The sequence below is a fragment of the Betaproteobacteria bacterium genome, from assembly GCA_009693245.1.
Classification (GTDB): Bacteria; Pseudomonadota; Gammaproteobacteria; order Burkholderiales; family SHXO01; genus SHXO01.
On sequence record SHXO01000011.1, the window covers coordinates 1 to 18,085 of the forward strand.

At 58.0% G+C, this 18,085-nt stretch carries 16 protein-coding genes and 1 pseudogene; 12 read left to right on the forward strand and 5 right to left on the reverse strand.

Features of this window, described 5'->3' with window-relative positions; translation table 11 throughout:
* From EXR36_03040 to EXR36_03075, 8 genes are all read left to right on the forward strand, one after another.
* Positions 1-1,125 (forward strand): PAS domain-containing protein (locus EXR36_03040; protein ID MSQ58632.1); only part of this gene is annotated, 1,125 nt, incomplete at its 5' end.
* A complete protein-coding gene (locus tag EXR36_03045) occupies positions 1,122-2,507 on the forward strand; it encodes a sigma-54-dependent Fis family transcriptional regulator (protein MSQ58633.1) in 1,386 nt (461 codons plus the stop codon). The genes EXR36_03040 and EXR36_03045, both read left to right, overlap by 4 nt.
* Positions 2,508-2,531: 24 nt before the next feature.
* Complete coding sequence (gene ampD / locus EXR36_03050) at positions 2,532-3,104, forward strand: 1,6-anhydro-N-acetylmuramyl-L-alanine amidase AmpD (GenBank protein MSQ58634.1); 573 nt, start codon at positions 2,532-2,534, stop codon at positions 3,102-3,104.
* A 219-nt stretch (positions 3,105-3,323) separates the two neighbouring features.
* Positions 3,324-6,194: a ribonucleoside-diphosphate reductase subunit alpha gene (locus tag EXR36_03055; GenBank protein ID MSQ58635.1), complete on the forward strand. Its 2,871-nt coding sequence runs from the start codon at positions 3,324-3,326 to the stop codon at positions 6,192-6,194.
* A 213-nt stretch (positions 6,195-6,407) separates the two neighbouring features.
* The gene (locus EXR36_03060; protein ID MSQ58636.1) at positions 6,408-7,550 is read left to right on the forward strand and encodes a ribonucleotide-diphosphate reductase subunit beta; all 1,143 of its coding nucleotides are present in this window, start codon (positions 6,408-6,410) and stop codon (positions 7,548-7,550) included.
* Positions 7,551-7,693: 143 nt separating this feature from the next.
* Complete coding sequence (locus tag EXR36_03065; protein MSQ58637.1) at positions 7,694-8,134, forward strand: histone; 441 nt, start codon at positions 7,694-7,696, stop codon at positions 8,132-8,134.
* A 259-nt stretch (positions 8,135-8,393) separates the two neighbouring features.
* Positions 8,394-8,615 carry a KTSC domain-containing protein gene (locus EXR36_03070; GenBank protein ID MSQ58638.1) on the forward strand — a complete coding sequence of 74 codons (222 nt, stop codon included), beginning with the start codon at positions 8,394-8,396 and terminating at the stop codon, positions 8,613-8,615.
* A 125-nt stretch (positions 8,616-8,740) separates the two neighbouring features.
* Positions 8,741-11,284 (forward strand): hypothetical protein, encoded by a 2,544-nt coding sequence (locus tag EXR36_03075; protein MSQ58639.1) that lies wholly within the window; start codon positions 8,741-8,743, stop codon positions 11,282-11,284.
* 187 nt (positions 11,285-11,471) lie between these two features.
* Here the strand turns inward: EXR36_03075 and EXR36_03080 are convergent, their stop codons facing one another.
* Positions 11,472-12,074, reverse strand: coding sequence for a DUF2946 family protein (locus EXR36_03080; protein MSQ58640.1), 603 nt, complete (start codon positions 12,072-12,074; stop codon positions 11,472-11,474).
* 66 nt (positions 12,075-12,140) lie between these two features.
* Here EXR36_03080 and EXR36_03085 point away from each other — a divergent pair, with 66 nt between their 5' ends.
* The 3 genes and pseudogenes from EXR36_03085 to EXR36_03095 all read left to right on the forward strand — a co-directional run bounded on the left by EXR36_03085 (position 12,141) and on the right by EXR36_03095 (position 14,733).
* Positions 12,141-12,785, forward strand: coding sequence for a glutathione S-transferase family protein (locus EXR36_03085; protein MSQ58641.1), 645 nt, complete (start codon positions 12,141-12,143; stop codon positions 12,783-12,785).
* 53 nt (positions 12,786-12,838) lie between these two features.
* A complete protein-coding gene (locus EXR36_03090) occupies positions 12,839-14,104 on the forward strand; it encodes a four-carbon acid sugar kinase family protein (protein ID MSQ58642.1) in 1,266 nt (421 codons plus the stop codon).
* Positions 14,101-14,733: pseudogene (locus EXR36_03095) on the forward strand (aldolase). Before EXR36_03090 ends, EXR36_03095 begins: the two are co-directional and overlap by 4 nt.
* A gap of 11 nt (positions 14,734-14,744) precedes the next feature.
* Here EXR36_03095 and EXR36_03100 read toward each other — a convergent pair.
* The 4 genes from EXR36_03100 to trxA all read right to left on the reverse strand — a co-directional run bounded on the left by EXR36_03100 (position 14,745) and on the right by trxA (position 17,408).
* A complete protein-coding gene (locus EXR36_03100) occupies positions 14,745-15,029 on the reverse strand; it encodes a hypothetical protein (protein MSQ58643.1) in 285 nt (94 codons plus the stop codon).
* A gap of 198 nt (positions 15,030-15,227) precedes the next feature.
* Positions 15,228-15,614, reverse strand: a complete 387-nt coding sequence (locus EXR36_03105; protein MSQ58644.1) for a GFA family protein — start codon at positions 15,612-15,614, stop codon at positions 15,228-15,230.
* 10 nt (positions 15,615-15,624) lie between these two features.
* Positions 15,625-16,884, reverse strand: coding sequence for a transcription termination factor Rho (locus tag EXR36_03110; protein MSQ58645.1), 1,260 nt, complete (start codon positions 16,882-16,884; stop codon positions 15,625-15,627).
* A gap of 197 nt (positions 16,885-17,081) precedes the next feature.
* Positions 17,082-17,408: a thioredoxin TrxA gene (gene trxA / locus EXR36_03115; GenBank protein ID MSQ58646.1), complete on the reverse strand. Its 327-nt coding sequence runs from the start codon at positions 17,406-17,408 to the stop codon at positions 17,082-17,084.
* Between the two features lie 296 nt (positions 17,409-17,704).
* On the opposite strand from trxA, the gene EXR36_03120 reads away from it, so the two are divergent.
* Positions 17,705-18,028, forward strand: a complete 324-nt coding sequence (locus EXR36_03120; protein ID MSQ58647.1) for a ferredoxin family protein — start codon at positions 17,705-17,707, stop codon at positions 18,026-18,028.
* The last annotated feature ends 57 nt before the right edge of the window (positions 18,029-18,085 follow it).

The window sequence follows — 18,085 nt, forward strand, 5'->3', positions numbered from 1 at the left end:
ATTCAATCCGCCTTGCTGAGCATTGGCTACTTCGCCACTGCCTGGCTGGCTCACACGCTGGCGTGCTACACGGTGGCGAGCGAACGGCTTGCCGCCCAGCGTGAGGTGGACTTGGCGAACTTGGCGCAGGTCAATCAGTTGGTGATACAGGACATGCAAGACGGTGTTCTCGTGGTCGATGAGCAAGGTGTGGTGCGCCAGATAAACCGCCGGGCCATCGAGATCTTGGGGCCCGTGCCCCCAGGCGGGCGGGAACTGCGGTTGGATCAATACGCGCTCACATTGTCCGAGCGTTTGGGAAAATGGCGGGAAGACCCGGACGGCAATGCGGAGCCCCTAAGAACAGTCATCGCCCATAAGCTGACTGGCGCGCGCTTCGTGCCCGTAGCCCGGGACCGAAAAGTGGGAGTGGTGATTTTTCTGGAAGACTTGACTCGTGTCCAGGCCCAGGCCCAGCAGATGAAGCTCGCGGCCATGGGTAGGCTCACGGCCAACATCGCCCACGAAATCCGCAATCCGCTTTCGGCCATCAACCACGCCACGGAGTTGTTGTTGGAGGAGCCCGATATTCCGGAGACTCAGGCACGCCTCCTCCAGATCGTGCACGAGAACGCCCAGCGCCTCGACCGCATGGTGCAAGATGTTCTTAAGCTTAGCCGCCGCGACCGCGCCCACCGCGAGACTTTTCTGCTGAGCGAGTTTCTGGGCACCTTCGTCGGACAGTTCTGCCAAATAGAGAAGATCGACCCCGGGATCATCTCCTTGGTGGTGGAGAAGGATTTGTCCATCGTGTTCGACCGCAGCCACTTGAACCAGGTGATGTGGAATCTTTGCCGCAACGCGCTGCGCTATTGCCAGCGTAAACCGCGTAGCATAGCCATCCGAACGCGGGCGGGAACGGGCGCCGGGACAGTAGAATTATCGGTGAGAGATGACGGGCCGGGCGTGCCGGAAGCGATTCGGCCCCATCTCTTCGAACCCTTCTTCACCACGGCCGCGAGCGGTACCGGGCTCGGCCTGTACATCGCCCGCGAGATCTGCGAGGGTAACGGGGCTTCGCTGGACTTCGTGGATTTGCCCGCCGGGGCCCAGTTCATTGTCATCTTCAAGGGAATCAAGAGTTGAAACGAAAAGAGCAGAACGGACCCGCCGCGCGCCTGCCTGGACAGGAGCGCTGTGTATTGGTGGTCGATGACGAAGTCGATATTCTCGAATTGATCGAACTGACGCTGCTACGCATGGGCCTGGACGTGGAGCGGGCCATGAGCGTCAAGGAGGCCACTACCAAGCTGCAGCAGCGGCACTTCGATTTGTGCCTCACGGACATGCGGCTGCCCGACGGAAGCGGCGTCGAGATCGTGGAATTCGTGACCAAGAACAACATGGATTTGCCAGCGGCCATCATCACGGCCCACGGCAATACCGAGAACGCCGTGGCGGCCCTCAAGGCGGGTGCCTTCGACTACTTGGCCAAGCCCGTGGGCTTGGACCAGTTGCGCACCTTGGTGAAATCGGCCTTGAATTTACCCAAATCCGAGGCCAAGGGCGCCGACGGTAATCTGGGCGAGCGCTCCTTGCTGGGGAGCTCTCCGGCCATCATTCAAGTACAGCAATTGATCGAAAAGCTGGCGCGAAGCGAGGCGCCAGTACACATTAGCGGCGAGTCTGGGAGCGGGAAGGAATTGGCGGCGCGCCTCATCCACCAGAAGAGCGCCAGGAGGGAGAAACCCTTCGTGCCGGTGAACTGCGGCGCAATTCCAGAGAATCTCATGGAGAGCGAATTCTTCGGTTACAAGAAGGGCGCCTTCACGGGAGCGGATTCCGAGCGGGATGGTTTTTTCCAGGCGGCCAATGGCGGCACGCTGTTTCTCGACGAGGTAGCCGATCTACCCTTGCCCATGCAAGTGAAGTTACTGCGCGCCATTCAAGAGAAAAAGGCGCGCAAAGTCGGATCGACCCAGGAAGACTCCGTGGACGTTCGCATCATCAGCGCTACCCATCAAAATTTGTCCCAGTGCGTGGAAGCTGGAAAGTTCCGCCATGATTTGTATTACCGGCTCAACGTCATCGAGCTTCGCATGCCGGCCCTGCGAGATATGCGCGAGGATGTACCGGACATCGCGGCGGCCATTCTGGACCGGCTGGCGGTACAAGCCCGCGTGTCCAAGCCTTTGCTCGAACACGATGCGGTCGAGGCACTTGCCCAGTACGATTTTCCCGGCAATGTGCGAGAACTGGAAAATGTGCTGGAACGCGCCATCGCCTTGTGTGACGGATTGAAGGTCACGAAGGAAGACCTGCAGTTGACTCCGCCAGAAGTGACCGAGGTGCCACGAGACTCCACCGACGGCAAATGGCCTCTTCAAGAATATCTGGACCGCGTGGAGCGCGAGGCAATTCTCGAAGCATTGGAGAAGACGCGCTTCAACCGCACGGCGGCGGCCAAATTACTGGGGATCACCTTTCGCGCCATGCGCTATCGCATGGAGCGCTTGGGGATCAATTAAGTAAGCCCGCATCACGCCGGCTCGATGTCCGAACCGAACGCATCCAGCGGCGGCGCTTTTTCGAACGACGGCGTCTGGTCTGGCGCGCTTTTCATTCCGTCTCCTAATTGCGACGACCGGCCAGCAGGCGAGCCGGTGACCTTGCTGGTGGTCCACAACATTAGCCTGCCTCCAGGTGAGTTCGGCGGCAGTGGCGTGGTGGATCTCTTCCTCAACCGCCTGGAGCCCCAATCGCATCCCTACTTTGCCCAAATTACCGGGCTGCAAGTGTCTTCTCATTTTTTCATTAGGCGAACGGGCGAAGTCATCCAGTTCGTCGCCGCCAACCGGCGCGCCTGGCATGCGGGCCAATCCCGCTGGCGCGGCCGCGAACGTTGCAACGACTTCTCCATCGGCGTGGAGTTGGAGGGCACCGATCACGAAGCATTCGCCGATGCGCAGTACGAAGCGCTTGCAAGGCTCACCCGCGCGCTGCGCGAGCGTTATCCCATCGCGGATGCCGCTGGACATTGCGACATTTCTCCCGGCCGAAAAACCGATCCCGGTCCCCACTTCGACTGGCACCGCTATCGTCATTCCATTGGCGGGTTTGTTTAGCCGCTAGGCGCGCGGGAGTTTCCCGGTTTTGTATTTTTTTCGCACCGTGACATCCGCGCGAAGCTTGACAGTGGCATACGGAACACTAGAATTGGTGTCCGTGCGCGGATTGGAACACAATATCTAGTGGTTTCTCGGTTCGCTGGCTAAAGCTCATTCAAGCTTTGCAAGACAAAATGCGTCGTCCGGATGCGACGGCGAAAAACAGGAGGCAGTTCAATGCAGGTTGTATCGGAGGCAGCGGGATCTTTCGCGGTTCCCCAGGATCTGGCTATCGCGCCCGCCGCGGTGGCGGACCCTCGGTACGGGCAATACAGGGTCATTCGCCGAAATGGCTCGGTGGTCGGATTCGAGCCTGTCAAAATTTCCGTGGCCATGACGAAAGCATTCTTGGCCGTCAACGGAGGCCAAGGCGCGGCTTCCGCGCGAGCGCGAGAAATGGTGGCCAGCTTGGCGGAAATGGCGGTGAGCGCCCTGATGCGGCGCCAGCCACAGGGCGGTACGTTTCATATCGAGGACATTCAAGACCAGGTTGAATTGGCGCTCATGCGATCCGGAGAGCACGATGTGGCGCGTGCCTACGTGCTGTATCGCGAGGAGCGCTCCCGCGTGCGCGCGAAGCAGAAGGAAGCTCAGCGCGCGGTTCACGGAGATCACGTTATCCGCGTCAAGGATGGCACGCAGATCAAGCCGCTCGATTTCAACCAGTTGCACCGTATCGTGAGCGATGCTTGCGACGGACTGGGCCAATCCACCAGCGTCGAAGCGATCATGCAGGGAATTCTCAAGGACATCTATGACGGGGTGTCCATGGACGAAGTGCGCAAGTGCGCCGTTTTATCCGCGCGGGCCCTGATCGAAAAGGATCCCGCCTATAGTTATGTCACGGCGCGGCTCCTCCTGCACACGATCCGCCATGAGGTGCTTGGAGGCGAGTACGTGCAGAGCGACATGCATATGCAATACGCCCAGTATTTCCCAAATTTCATCAAACGCGGGATTAGCGCCGGGTTGCTGGATCCGCGGTTGGGGCGCTTCGATCTCAGGGCGCTCGGAATCGCGATCCAAGCCAACCGCGACTTGAAATTCGGCTACCTAGGCTTGCAGACACTCTATGACCGCTACTTTCTGCACGTCAACGAGCAGCGCATCGAGTTACCCCAGGCGTTCTTCATGCGGGTTGCCATGGGTTTGGCGATCAACGAGCGGGACAAGGAAGCGCGCGCGATCGAGTTCTACAACGTGCTGTCCTCTTTTCTCTTCATGAGTTCTACCCCGACCCTCTTCAATTCGGGGACGGTGCGTGCGCAGCTTTCAAGTTGCTACCTCACCACGGTAGCCGACGACCTCGAAGGGATCTACGACGCCATCAAGGAAAACGCGCTGCTATCCAAGTATGCCGGCGGCCTGGGAAATGACTGGACGCCGGTGCGCGCCCTGGGGTCCTATATCAAGGGAACAAACGGAAAGTCGCAAGGTGTCGTTCCTTTCCTCAAGGTCGTGAACGACACGGCCTTGGCGGTGAACCAGGGGGGTAAGCGCAAAGGGGCGGTGTGCTCCTATCTGGAGACGTGGCACCTCGATATCGAGGAGTTTCTGGAATTGCGCAAGAACACTGGGGACGATCGCAGGCGTACGCACGACATGAATACGGCCAACTGGATTCCAGACCTATTCATGAAGCGGGTGATGGACAATGGCGAATGGACTCTGTTTTCGCCCTCGGAAACCGCGGACTTGCACGAGAAATTCGGCAAGGCCTTTGAGGGTGCCTATACCGGCTACGAAGAAAAAGCCGCGCGAGGCGAGATAAAGCTGTTCAAGAAAGTGGCTGCTACACAACTATGGCGGAAGATGCTGACCATGCTTTTCGAGACGGGCCATCCTTGGGTCACTTTCAAGGATCCGTGCAATATCCGCTCGCCGCAGCAACATGTGGGGGTAGTGCATAGCTCCAATCTTTGCACGGAGATCACGCTAAACACCAGCGGCAGCGAAATCGCGGTGTGTAACCTGGGGTCCGTCAATCTGGTGGCGCATCTCAAGGACGGAGAGCTGGACCTGGATAAGGTAAGGCAGACCGTCAGCAGCGCCATGCGAATGCTCGATAACGTTATCGACATCAACTATTACGCCGTGGAAAAGGCGCGCAATTCGAACTTGAAGCACCGTCCGGTGGGCTTGGGCATCATGGGCTTTCAGGATTGTTTACATGAACTGCGCTTGAGCTACGCCTCCAAGAAGGCGGTGGAGTTCGCCGACAAATCCATGGAGGCCGTGTCCTACTTCGCCTATTGGGCCTCGACGGAACTGGCCGCCGAGCGTGGGCCGTATTCCACCTTCGATGGTTCGCTGTGGAGCCGGGGTATTCTTCCTCCCGATACGGTGAAGCTCTTGGCGGATGAGCGTGGCGGATTTGTCGAGATGGATGCCTCGGCCACCATGGATTGGAACGCACTGCGCGGACGCATCAAGGAGTTTGGCATGCGTAACTCGAACTGCGTCGCGATCGCCCCAACGGCCACCATTGCAAACATCATCGGAGTGTCGGCGAGCATTGAACCCACGTACCAGAATCTCTACGTGAAGTCGAATCTCTCGGGAGAGTTCACGGTTGCTAACGAATACCTCGTGGCGGATTTGAAGAAGCTCAATCTGTGGGACGAGGTCATGGTAGCGGACCTCAAGTATTTCGACGGGAGCCTCGCGCGCATCGACCGGATACCCGCGGATACGCGCTGGCTCTACGCGACGGCGTTCGAAGTTGACGCGACATGGTTGGTGGAAGCCGCCGCACGGCGTCAGAAATGGATCGACCAGGCGCAATCGCTCAACATTTACATGGCGGGCGCATCCGGGAAAAAACTCGACGACATCTACAAGCTTGCGTGGTTGCGCGGTTTGAAAACGACGTACTACCTGCGCACCTTGGGAGCTTCATCGGCGGAAAAATCGACGGTGCAGGCGGGGCATCTCAATGCCGTTCCAGTGGGTGGCGCAGTGAGAGCCGCCGCGGTTCTAGCCCCTGCGCAAGGCGATGACATGAAGTTTTGCGCCATCGATGACCCGGATTGCGAAGCTTGCCAGTGATGCGGAATTCTAGGATGGCGGTGTGGATTGTCGGGGCAGTGAATCGCGCTGGAAAGTGCGCGAAGGCCATTATGCGCGCATCATCATGCACGCATGACGGCGCGTTGAAGCGCGCGATAAAAACGAATTTTCATGGCGGGGCACAGAGCTTGCTAAATATTGCGCCCGTGTGCCGCCCAGCGAGCGAAGCGAACAAGAAAGGGAGCGCACGAGATGCTGCAGTTTGAAGAGACAAGGGGCGTGGCGGGATTGGCGGTGGGGCACGTCAACGCTTTCGTATCGGTTGAACCGAACATAGGGACCGGGCCGTTGGTAAAGACGCCGGTGCCACAAGACTTCCGCCGTATTAGGCTGGAAGACAAGCGAATCATCAACGGCAAGACCGACGTCAACCAGTTGGTGCCGTTCAAGTACAAATGGGCATGGGAGAAGTATTTGGCAGCATGCGCGAATCACTGGATGCCGCAAGAAGTCGCGATGAACCGCGACATCGCGCTTTGGAAGAACCCAAACGGGCTGACCGACGATGAGCGGCTCATCGTCAAGCGCAATCTCGGGTTTTTCGTGACCGCCGATTCCCTGGCCGCCAACAATATCGTCTTGGGTACCTACCGCCACATCAGCGCGCCGGAATGCCGCCAGTATTTGCTACGCCAGGCCTTCGAGGAGGCGATTCATACCCACGCGTACCAGTACATCGTCGAGAGCCTAGGGCTGGATGAAGGCGAGGTTTTCAATGCCTATCACGAAGTGTCCAGCATTCGCGAAAAGGACGAGTTTCTTATCCCTTTCATAGACACGCTTACCGATCCGTTGTTCAAGACGGGAACCCCGGAGGCCGATCAAAAGCTGCTGCGAAGCCTGATAGTGTTTGCGTGCGTCATGGAAGGACTGTTTTTCTATGTGGGGTTCACCCAGATCTTGGCTTTAGGGCGGCAGAACAAAATGACGGGGGCTGCCGAGCAATACCAATACATTCTTCGCGACGAGTCCATGCATTGCAATTTTGGCATCGACCTCGTCAATCAAATCAAGATGGAAAACCCTCACCTGTGGACGGCGGAGTTTCGCGAGGAGATCCGCGAGATCATGCAAAAAGGGGTGGAACTGGAGTATCGCTATGCCGAGGACACCATGCCGCGTGGAGTTCTTGGCTTGAACGCCCCGATGTTCAAGGAATATCTGCGCTATGTCGCCAACCGCCGGTGCACACAAATCGGCTTGGATCAAATTTATCCGGGGGCGATGAATCCCTTCCCCTGGATGTCAGAAATGACCGATCTGAAGAAGGAACGCAACTTCTTCGAAACCCGGGTTATAGAGTATCAGACCGGCGGGGCCCTGAGTTGGGATTAGCCAAGCACCCTTGGCAACTCGTCGTGAGCCGCGGGGAGGCGGCGCAAAGAACTGCTAGGAGAGGCCGGGTTCGGCTTCTTCAGGCGGTCGCACTGTGAAGTGCGTTAGTTGTATCCATCGTAACTTTGATTAGGAGGTTGTAAATGGCTATTAAGAAAGCAGCAGCTAAGAAGCCGGCCGCCAAGAAGAAGGCTCCGGCTCGCAAACCCGCAGCGAAGAAAGCCGCGGCCAAGAAGCCCTCGGCGAAGAAGAAGGCGCCGGCTAGGAAAGCGGCGGCGAAGAAGCCCGCGGCGAAGAAGAAAGCGCCGGCGAAGAAGAAGGCGGCAAAGCGGACAGCGGCTAAGAAGAAGCCGGCAGCTAGGAAAGTCGCGAAGAAGAAGCCAGCGGCTAAGAAAGCGGCAAGGAAGCCGGCAGCTAAGAAAAAGGCAGCGAAGAAGCCAGCCGCCAAGAAAGCGGCGAAGAAGCCTGCTGCCAAGAGGGCGGCTAAAAAGCTCGCAGCAAAGTCGGAATCGGCATCTGCGCCAAAACCCGCTCCCGCGCCGGCAGCTTGGCCGTTCCCGGTTTCAGGCAACAGGCCGAACTAAGCTCCAGGATGCCTGCGGGCAGCCTGCATCCGTGACGGATACCAGCACCTGATCCGCGGGCTTTGTTTTTTCTGGGCAAGCGTTAGGCATCGCGCCTAACGAAATGTCTAGAGAGTTGCACCATCTCAGTGAGCACGCCGTAGATGCTCATTGGGGCGTATTACCCTTCGTTCGATGGGGGGTTGTGTCACGGGCGACGCAGACCCTAGGCACAACGAGTTTCATTGGCCAGGCGAGGCTCTCCGTGTAACCGGCATGGATGAACGCGATGGAACGCAAGAAGGTCACGTCAGCCGGCATTCGCTCCATTGGTTATGACCCCAGGGAGCAATGCCTAGAGATCGAATTCAGCGACGGCAGGATTCTTCAGTACCGGCGCGTTAGCTCGGAGATTCACCGGCGGCTCATCGCGGCTCCGTCCATTCTGAGTTATTTTAGCGATCACATCGAGGACGAATTCTCCAAGACGCAGGTGCGATAGCCCATCCCCCGGGATTGGCGGGCCGCAGGCTGTTCCGTCGTAAGAGCCTTCAGATTATCCGCTGCGGGCCGTTGGTGGCTTGATGCCGAGGAAGATGCCCTGGTACGACGGCTCCCTCTAAACCTGTGTCGAAAATCCTTCTAATCGATCCTAATCCCGCGACCCGGTCCGTGTTGCGAGCACACCTCGCCGATGCCGGACATCATGTCGAGGGCGTGGGTGGCCTGCTAGCCGCGCGCGGCGCGCCGGCCAAATTCCAACCTGACGGACTGGTCGTCGACGTTTGCCATCCCCGTGCAGAGGAATTGTTGCATGGGCTGGAACAACTCCCCGCTACCGAGGGAATTCCCATCGCGATCGTTGCGTTGCCCGAAGACTTCGATTCTCTCCGGCGCATCGCCCCCGGTAAAAATTACCGCATCCTGGACAAGTCCAGCGACGAATTCGTCCTGGTCGCGCAGATCACAGCGGACTTGGATGGCGCAAGCGCTTCAGTTGCTTGGGAGCACACAAAGGACGATGCCGGCGAGGCGAAAGAGAACGGCGGGGAAAACGACGAAGACGAAATGGATGGCGAAGAGGACGACGAAGGGGACGACGAAGGGCCAGGATCGGTACAAGATGTTTACAGGGAATTAGGTGTCGGCGGGCAACTCAGCCAGCGCGTCCTGCTCTTCTGCGATATCCACAGGATGACGGACGTTGTGGCGTCCCTGCCTCGTCCAGAGCAGGCGGAGCTTCATAATGCATTGAAGACCAAGCTCGACCAGTGTGTGAGGAGTCATGACGGAAGCCCCATCATGGCGAACATGAATGGATTTTCGGCGTTATTCGAGGGCGCGCAAACAGAGGTGTCCCGTTGTTTTAACGCGGCCATTGAAATGATCTACATCGCCCAGCAATTTAGCATCTGGCTCAAGCACCGGCACCCTGGACGCGGAATGCGCGATTTCGCGGTGAGTATCGCCATGGACTTGGGCGATTTCGATGACGAGGGGAACGGCGGCGGGGAGATCGATCGCGACCTTAAAGAAGCGATTACCTTGGTAGCGAAGTTCGCGGCCGTCGGCGCAAGAAAAGGATGGGGTATTACGGCGACTTCCAGTGCCATGCGGATAGCCGAGAAAGTTTGTAGCGGCGGGCAGCGCAGCGCGGTTCGGCTGGGCACGCACGGTACGGCCGAGCTACATGAGGTGGCCGCCGTGGCCATGGAAAGCAAGGCCGGCGAGCGCGTGGCGCGCTCGATGGAAACCAATAGCGCCGTGCTAAGGCGAGAGGCATCGTTATCCTCTGGGCCAACCGCAAGCGGCAATACCGGGCTCGATAAGCCATCCAGTACACCATCCAAGGCTCCGGTCCAGCAGGCCTTGGAAGTTACTTCTAACCGGACCGAATCGAAGCCACCCTCGCCGGCGGAATCCGAGGGCGTGCCTGACCCGGCAACCGGGCTCTACGTTCCGGGATACCGCTTTGAGCATCCCCTTGGAAAAGGCGGGATGGCGGAAGTATTTCTTGCTACCCATATTCAGTCTGGAACCGAGCGCGTGCTCAAGATGCTGCCCATCAACGATGGCGAGGAAGAGCAGCTCCAGCGCTTCATACAAGAATACGCCTTGATCAGCCAGATTCGCGACCCCAACGTGGCGCGTATCCATGAGCAGAGTTTCACCCAATCGCACGCCTATATCGCCATGGAGTATCTCCCTGGAAGCGAACTGGGCGCCATCATGAAACATGGCTTGGACGCAGAGCAGGCGCTGGAGTGCGCCCTAGCCGTTGCACAGGCGCTGGTGGCGGCGCATGCGAAGGGGATCGCGCACCGCGATCTAAAGCCCGCGAACCTCATGTTACGGGCGGACGGAACGCTAGTCCTGGCTGATTTTGGCATCGCAAAAGGGCAGTCGGATCTTCTCAACCGCACCGCAAGCGGACATATCGTGGGAAGTCCCTATTATCTAAGCCCCAAACAGGCGGAATCCAAACCCACGGATGCGCGTTCGGATTTGTATAGCCTTGGGGTCATGCTTTTTGAGATGCTTACGGGCAAGAAACCCTACCGCGCCGGGAATTTGAGCGACCTCATTCGCCAGCATGTGGTGGCGCCGATTCCGCGCTTGCCAGAAACTCTCGCCCAATTTCAACCCCTGATTGACCGCTTATTGGCCAAGAAGCCCAGTGATCGCCTTGCTTCCGCCGAGCTATTGGTCGCCGAATTGAAGGCGCTGCGCAAAGCGCTAGGCCAGCCCCCTGTGAAGGCGGCCGCAACGACTCTAAACCATGTGGCTGCGCCACGAAGCGCCCCCTCGCGCTCGAAGCCCAAGGATGCCTATAGCGTCGCGGTGATTGGATTTGATGAAACCGAGAAGATTGTTCTAAGCAGCACGCTTAACCTATCGGTGCGCCGCAAGCAGAGGTTCGTTGAATTTGACGCCAATACCAATCCAGATGGCCGCCCCGACCTCTATCTTGTTGACGCGCGCGACATGCTCTACCTGCAAACCATGCTTGCTTCCAACTTGGACCGAGCGGTTCCCACCGTGCTCATCGGAAACTCGGATTTCGGCACGCGCTGGCCAGTGCTGAAACGCCCCATTCAGTGGATGAAGATCTTCGAAGCATTCGACCGGGCGCTTACGCAGCATGGGCATACGATTCCCGCGCCTACCTAGTGTAGTGCTTCACTCTTAACGGCACAAAAGATAGCGAGAATCGGCCCCATACTTCGTTGCAAATCCTCGCGAGGTGTGCAACCTCGCTGCGGTTTTCGCCTCGTCTGGGACCGATTTCGCCACTTTTGCCCCAATCCCAGGCCTTCTGATTCTTCAACTTAGGCGCCATTAAGAGCGAAGCACTACACTAGCAATCCGGATCGCCGGGCGCTGGAGATGGATCCGCGACGAAGCGAAATTTCGCGGGGGCATCCTCGGATCTGAGCGAGGCGACCGGGATTAGACCAGGGCCGTATTGCAGGGTGAGCCCTGGGGCGGTACCTAGTTGGGCCCTATTGAGGGCATCGCTCAATTTCTCGTCATCCAGGCAAGCACCCCGTGTAGTTCGAATCCACGGCAGCACCTCCCCCAGGTCTTGGCCGCTTACCAATCCGGCCGTGCCATCGAAACCCACCACTAGGTTGCCCTGCTCGTCGATCCAAACGTGATTGGGGGCAAGGATTTCTCCCCCCGTATGAGTGAATAGCCGAAGCCCGTCCGGACCCGCGGCGGCTCGTGCTATGTAGGGTAGGTAAGCGATTCGAACGTACACGCGCTGCGGCCCATTCTGGAAATACCAGCGTCCCTCGTGGTCGCACGTGTAGTTGCGAGAAATGAACTCGTTGAAACCCGCGTGGTTGATGGGGGCGCCCTTGATGCACCATCGTCCGCGCCGGTCCAATTCCAGCCATCCATGAACGGATGGAACGTTGGGCCACTTGGCCATGCTCCTTATTACTGTTTCATCCATGACGCGGCTCGCGCATCCTTGGCTGTATTATGTGCACCGCTGATCATAACTCACGAGTAGAACGCTGTGGCACTCACTTTCTATTACGGCTCCGGTTCGCCGTTCGCGTGGCGGGTGTGGCTCGCCTTGGAACACAAGAAAATTCCCTACGAGATGAAGACCATTTCATTCTCCTCGGGCGACCTTACCCAGCCAGAATTCCTGGCCATCAATCCGCGGCATAAAGTTCCGGCCATCGTCGATGAAGGATTCGCGTTGTATGAATCCACGGCGATCGTGGAGTATCTGGAGGAGAAGTATTCCTCGGGCGACAGGCTTTTCCCGGAGGATACGAAGCAACGAGCGCTGGCCCGGCGCTTGGTTCAAGAGGCGGATCTCTATCTCAATTCTTCCATGCGCCTTCTAATCGAGCAAATTTTCTTCGCGCCCGAGGAGAAGTGGGACGCGGCCAAGATCGAACGCGGTGCGCAGGCCTTCTCCGAGGAGCTTGCAATGTGGGAAAAAGCTGGCATTGGCCGCTTCATGGTGGGCTCGTCATTGAGCGCCGCCGATTTCGCCGTCTATCCCGTGGTGGCTCTAGCGCTTCGCCTGGAAAAGAAAAAGCGCGATCTAGGCATCCGGCAAATGATCGGGCCGAAGGTCGCGACGTGGATGGAGAACATGACCCAGCAACCCATTATTCGTACTACATGGCCACCACATTGGAAGTGATAGCACGTCATGAACACCCAAATTGGCCGGTCTCGGGGAGAATTGAGGCGTAAATGACGGTATTGCTAGGCTGTATCGCAGACGATTTTACCGGCGCCTCGGATTTGGCCAACACATTGGTGAAGGCCGGCATGCGCACCATTCAGTTATTGGGCGTGCCAAGCCCGTCGTTGCAAGTGCCGCGGGCCGATGCGCTCATCGTCGCGCTGAAGTCACGCAGCAATCCTTCCGCGGAGGCGGTGCAAATGTCTCTGGCCGCGCTGCGTTGTTTGCAAGAGCGCGGAACCCAGCAGTTTTACTTCAAGTACTGCTCGACCTTCGATTCCACTGACCAAGGCAATATCGGTCCCGTGGCCGACGCGCTGCTCGATGCGCTGGGCGAATCGTTCACCGTCTTCAATACCTCGTTTCCCACCAACAAGCGCACCGTTTACAAGGGCTATCTGTTTGTGGGAGATGAGTTGCTTTCCGAATCCGGCATGCGGCACCATCCTCTCACGCCCATGACCGACCCATCCCTGGTGCGTGTGCTGCAAAGGCAGACGTCGCACAAAGTGGGTCTGGTGGCCCATGCGACGATTACCCGCGGGGCGGCAAGCGTGCGCGAAGCGTTTGCGCAACTTCGCGACGCAGGAATTCGGCATGCGATTCTGGATTCTCTCTCCGACGAGAATTTGATGGTATTGGGAGAGGCTTGTGGCAACCTCAAATTGGTTACAGGCAGCTCGGGAATGGCCATGGGGTTGCCCGCCAATTTCATCAAACAAGGCCTGTTGCAACCTGGGCAACCTTCAGTGTTGCCCAAGGTTACAGGGCCCACGGCGGTCCTTGCGGGTAGTTGTTCCGTGGCTACGCAAGCGCAGGTTGCTCACATGCGGCAGCAGCATGAGACTTTCAAAATCGACCCCTTGCATCTTGCCGCGGGTGAGGACGTTGTTGGAGCGGCGCTAAAGTGGGAGGGCTCCTTATTGTCGGAGAAACCCATCCTGTTCTATTCCACGGCTGCACCGGAGGTGGTGAAAAACGTTCAGAAGCGAGTGGGCCGTGACCAGGCGGGAGGACTCGTCGAGCACGCCATGGGTAGCATCGCGAAGGGACTGGTTCAGAGGGGAGTGCATCGCCTGGTCGTGGCGGGAGGGGAGACTTCGGGAGCCGTCGCCAGCGCATTGGGTGTGCAAGGGCTCTACATCGGTCCGGAAATCGATCCCGGAGTGCCCTGGACTTTCAGTATCGGCCAGCCCTCGCTGGAGCTGGCGCTCAAGTCCGGTAATTTCGGCGGGCAAGATTTCTTTACCAAGGCTTTTCGCGCGCAGCCATGAGCGAGGCCAAGGTACGTGAACAAATCGCCGAATTCGGAAAGAGCCTCTTCGATCGCGGACTCAGTGCCGGGTCTTCCGGAAATATCAGTGTGCGCCTTGACGACGGTTGGTTGGTTACTCCGACCAACTCCTGCCTGGGCCGGCTCGATCCGGCGCGTATTTCGAAAATAGACGGTGCGGGCAAACTTCTATCGGGAGACAAGCCGTCCAAGGAGGGATTTTTACACCTTGCGATGTACGGAGAACGGCCTCGCTAGAACGCCGTGGTGCACTTGCATTCGACGCATGCGGTCACGGTTTCAATTTTGGCGCGGGACCATGCCGAGGATCCTATTCCGCCCATCACGGCCTACTACGTGATGAAGATAGGCAAGCTAATACTGCTACCCTACTATCCGCCAGGTGATGTTTCCCTGGCCAACGCGGTGAAACAGGTGGCGTCAAGACATCATGCCGTGCTGCTTGCCAATCACGGCCCTGTCGTCGCGGGAAACGATTTGGAATCGGCGGTCTACGCGACCGAAGAGCTGGAAGAGACCGCGAAGCTGTATCTGTTGCTTCGACGCGAGAAGCTGATGTTGCTCACGGCGGAGCAAGTGGAGGATCTGGGTAGGCGATTCCCGAACTAGCTGGCTTTTATTTACATGTCGGACCAGCGGCGGGTTTCGCTGGTCTCCTCGCCCGCGCGCGGTACGCGGACATATTCGGTCCAACCCAGGCAATATTCCTGGTCCGTACCGTTAAGGGTGCTTTCGTACTCCACCAGTTCGCGTATCAGAGCCTCCACGCGATACTCGCCGCGATTGGCGACGAGGCCAAGCACCGTCGTGCTTTTTAACAGTGACTTCACGGACTGATAATCGCGTGCACTGACAATGGGCCGTGCGTGTTTCGTGGTGGACTGGAAGTAGATACGGCTGCCCATATGGCTCCCTTTTCGGATAGGTGTTGCGATCTGTATCACCAGATAGCAATTTCTTGACCGCGCATTCTAAGGGAGGGGTGTTTCCGGGATGTTACGAGGGGGAAAAGGTGGCCGCCATGGACACGGCTGGGTTACGCCGCCGTGCTCTCGCATTGGCCGCTGACGGACTCCCGTCAGCGGCGTAAAGGGTGTTCGAGATTACGCCGCGGACCCGTCAAGTAAGCCGCCGATGCTGGCTTCCCAATGAGCCCCATCGAAAGGCGTGACCTTCATCCCCGTGACGGAACCCGGATCGAGACAGCGGGCGTTGACGCTAAACCCTTCGGGATGGGAGCGCGGGACATAGAACGATTTGATGCCGCAATAACGGCAGAACAGGTGTTTGGCAACGCCGGTATTGAAGGTATAGGTAGTGAGAGCGTCTTCGCCTTGGGCCAACCTAAATGCTGATTTGTCCACGATCAGATGCAGGTACCCTGTCTTGTTACAGATAGAGCAATTGCATTCGGTTACGTCAATCCGCGCGGGCGCCTCGACCTCGAACCTCACTCGCCCGCAATGGCATCCGCCGCGATGAGCCGCCATTCAAGAAACGCTATCCGCGCTTCATGGAATCGAAGAATTCCGCGTTGCTCTTGGTGGCCTTGATTTTGTCGACGAGGAATTCCATGGCTTCCAAGTCATCCATCGGATAGAGGAGCCTTCTCAATATCCAAATTTTTTGCAGGATGTCGGCTCTGAGCAAGAGTTCTTCGCGCCGGGTGCCGGAGCGATTGACGTTGATCGCGGGGTAAAGACGCTTCTCCGCCATGCGCCTGTCCAGATGGATCTCCATGTTGCCGGTGCCCTTGAATTCTTCGTAAATCACGTCATCCATGCGCGACCCCGTATCGATCAAGGCAGTGGCGATGATGGTGAGCGAGCCGCCTTCCTCGATGTTGCGCGCGGCCCCGAAAAAACGTTTGGGGCGCTGCAAGGCATTGGCGTCCACGCCGCCGGTCAAGACTTTTCCGGAGGCTGGCACCACGGTGTTGTAAGCGCGCGCCAGCCGCGTGATGGAATCTAGTAATACCACTACATCCTTCTTGTGCTCGACCAGGCGCTTGGCCTTCTCCATGACCATCTCGGCTACTTGCACGTGGCGGGTCGCGGGTTCGTCGAAGGTGGAGGACACGACTTCGCCTCGCACCGAGCGCTGCATTTCCGTGACCTCCTCGGGGCGCTCGTCTATGAGCAATACGATGAGCACGACGTCCGGGTGATTGGATGTGATGGCGTGGGCGATATGCTGCAACATGACCGTCTTTCCCGCCTTGGGAGGGGAAACCAGCAAGCCGCGCTGGCCCCGGCCTACTGGCGCGATGATGTCGATGATTCGGCCAGTGAGATTTTCCTCCGCGCGAATGTCTCGCTCGAGATGGAAGACCGAAGTGGGGTGCAGCGGGGTGAGGTTCTCGAAGAGGATCTTGTTCTTGGTGTTCTCCGGGGGTTCCGCGTTGACTCGGTCCACCTTGACCAGAGCGAAGTAGCGCTCCCCGTCTTTTGGAGTCCTGATCTCGCCCTCGATGGAGTCGCCCGTATGCAGGTTAAAGCGGCGGATCTGGCTGGGGCTGACGTAGATATCGTCCGGGCCGGCGAGATAGGAAATGTCCGGCGAGCGTAAGAATCCGAAGCCATCGGGCAGCACTTCCAAGGTTCCTTCCCCGTAGATGCTTTCTCCCTTCTTGGCTTGATTCCTGAGCAGCGCGAAGATGAGATCCTGCTTGCGGAGCCGGTTGGCGTTTTCGATCTCATTGGTCTGTGCCATCCCGATGAGATCGCTGACATGAAGATGTTTCAGTTCTGATAGGTGCATAGGGTAATAACTCTCGGGAGAGAAGGAGGTGCGGCGCTAGGAACTAGAAGGAAGAGGCGAAAGAAGTGGGGAAAAGCGCGGAAAATAAGGAGATTGCTTAGGGAGATTGCCAGGGGATGAGGGTGTCATCTCGGTTTCGGGGGCGCCCCGAGAGGGGGGCGGAGGCAGCCAGAAACAGGGGAGAAAGACTATAGGATTTATATATTGCTGTCAATAAAGGCGGTTAGTTGGGATTTGGAGAGCGCTCCGACCTTGGTGGCTTCGAGGCTGCCATTCTTGAAAATCATCAGCGTCGGGATTCCACGGATTTGGTACTTCGGAGGGGTTTGCTGGTTCTCATCGACATTAAGCTTGGCGACCTTTAGCCGTCCCGCGTATTCTTTTGCGACTTCGTCGAGTATTGGGGCGATCATTTTGCAAGGTCCGCACCACTCAGCCCAATAATCCACTAGGACGGGGACGGCCGACTGAAGCACCTCGGGCTCGAAGGAATCGTCAGTCAAATAGCGTATGTGCTCACTCATTAGGTAAACCTCTTAACGGAAGAATTCTGGGAATCGCGCCCGGAACCGGATCGGGCGGGCTGGGGAGACACGAGCGCATATCCTAAACCATAATCGGCCCGGGCGGGAGGGGGACTAAGACTCGGGACTGAGACTAGGGCTGTCATGGGCTACGCCGGCAAGGTTCGCCACCGGCGCGCCTCGCTCGGTTCGTGTACTTGTGCCGCCGCGGGCCGGAAAACACCCTCTGTTATCATCCTTATCCATAAGGCACGATGCTGCCCCACCCTCCCGCGACTCATCAAGGAAGAATCCGGATGACCTACGTTGTCACCGAGAGCTGTATCAAGTGCAAGTACACAGATTGCGTGGATGTATGTCCAGTAGATTGTTTTCGCGAAGGACCCAACATGCTCGTTATCGATCCGGACGAGTGCATCGACTGCACCTTGTGCGTGGCGGAATGTCCAGTGGAGGCAATTTTCGCCGAAGACGATGTGCCCGTGGACCAGCGGGAGTTCATCGCGCTCAATGCCGAACTCGCCAAGGATTGGAAGACCATCGTCGAGAAAAAGGACGGACCTCCCGATGCGGATGAATGGGCCAAGACCAAGAACAAGCGATCTTTGCTTGAGCGATGAGGGCTCCACGAAATCACTGTTAGGGCTGCCCGGCAGTTCGCTTTCGATGGCGCGCAT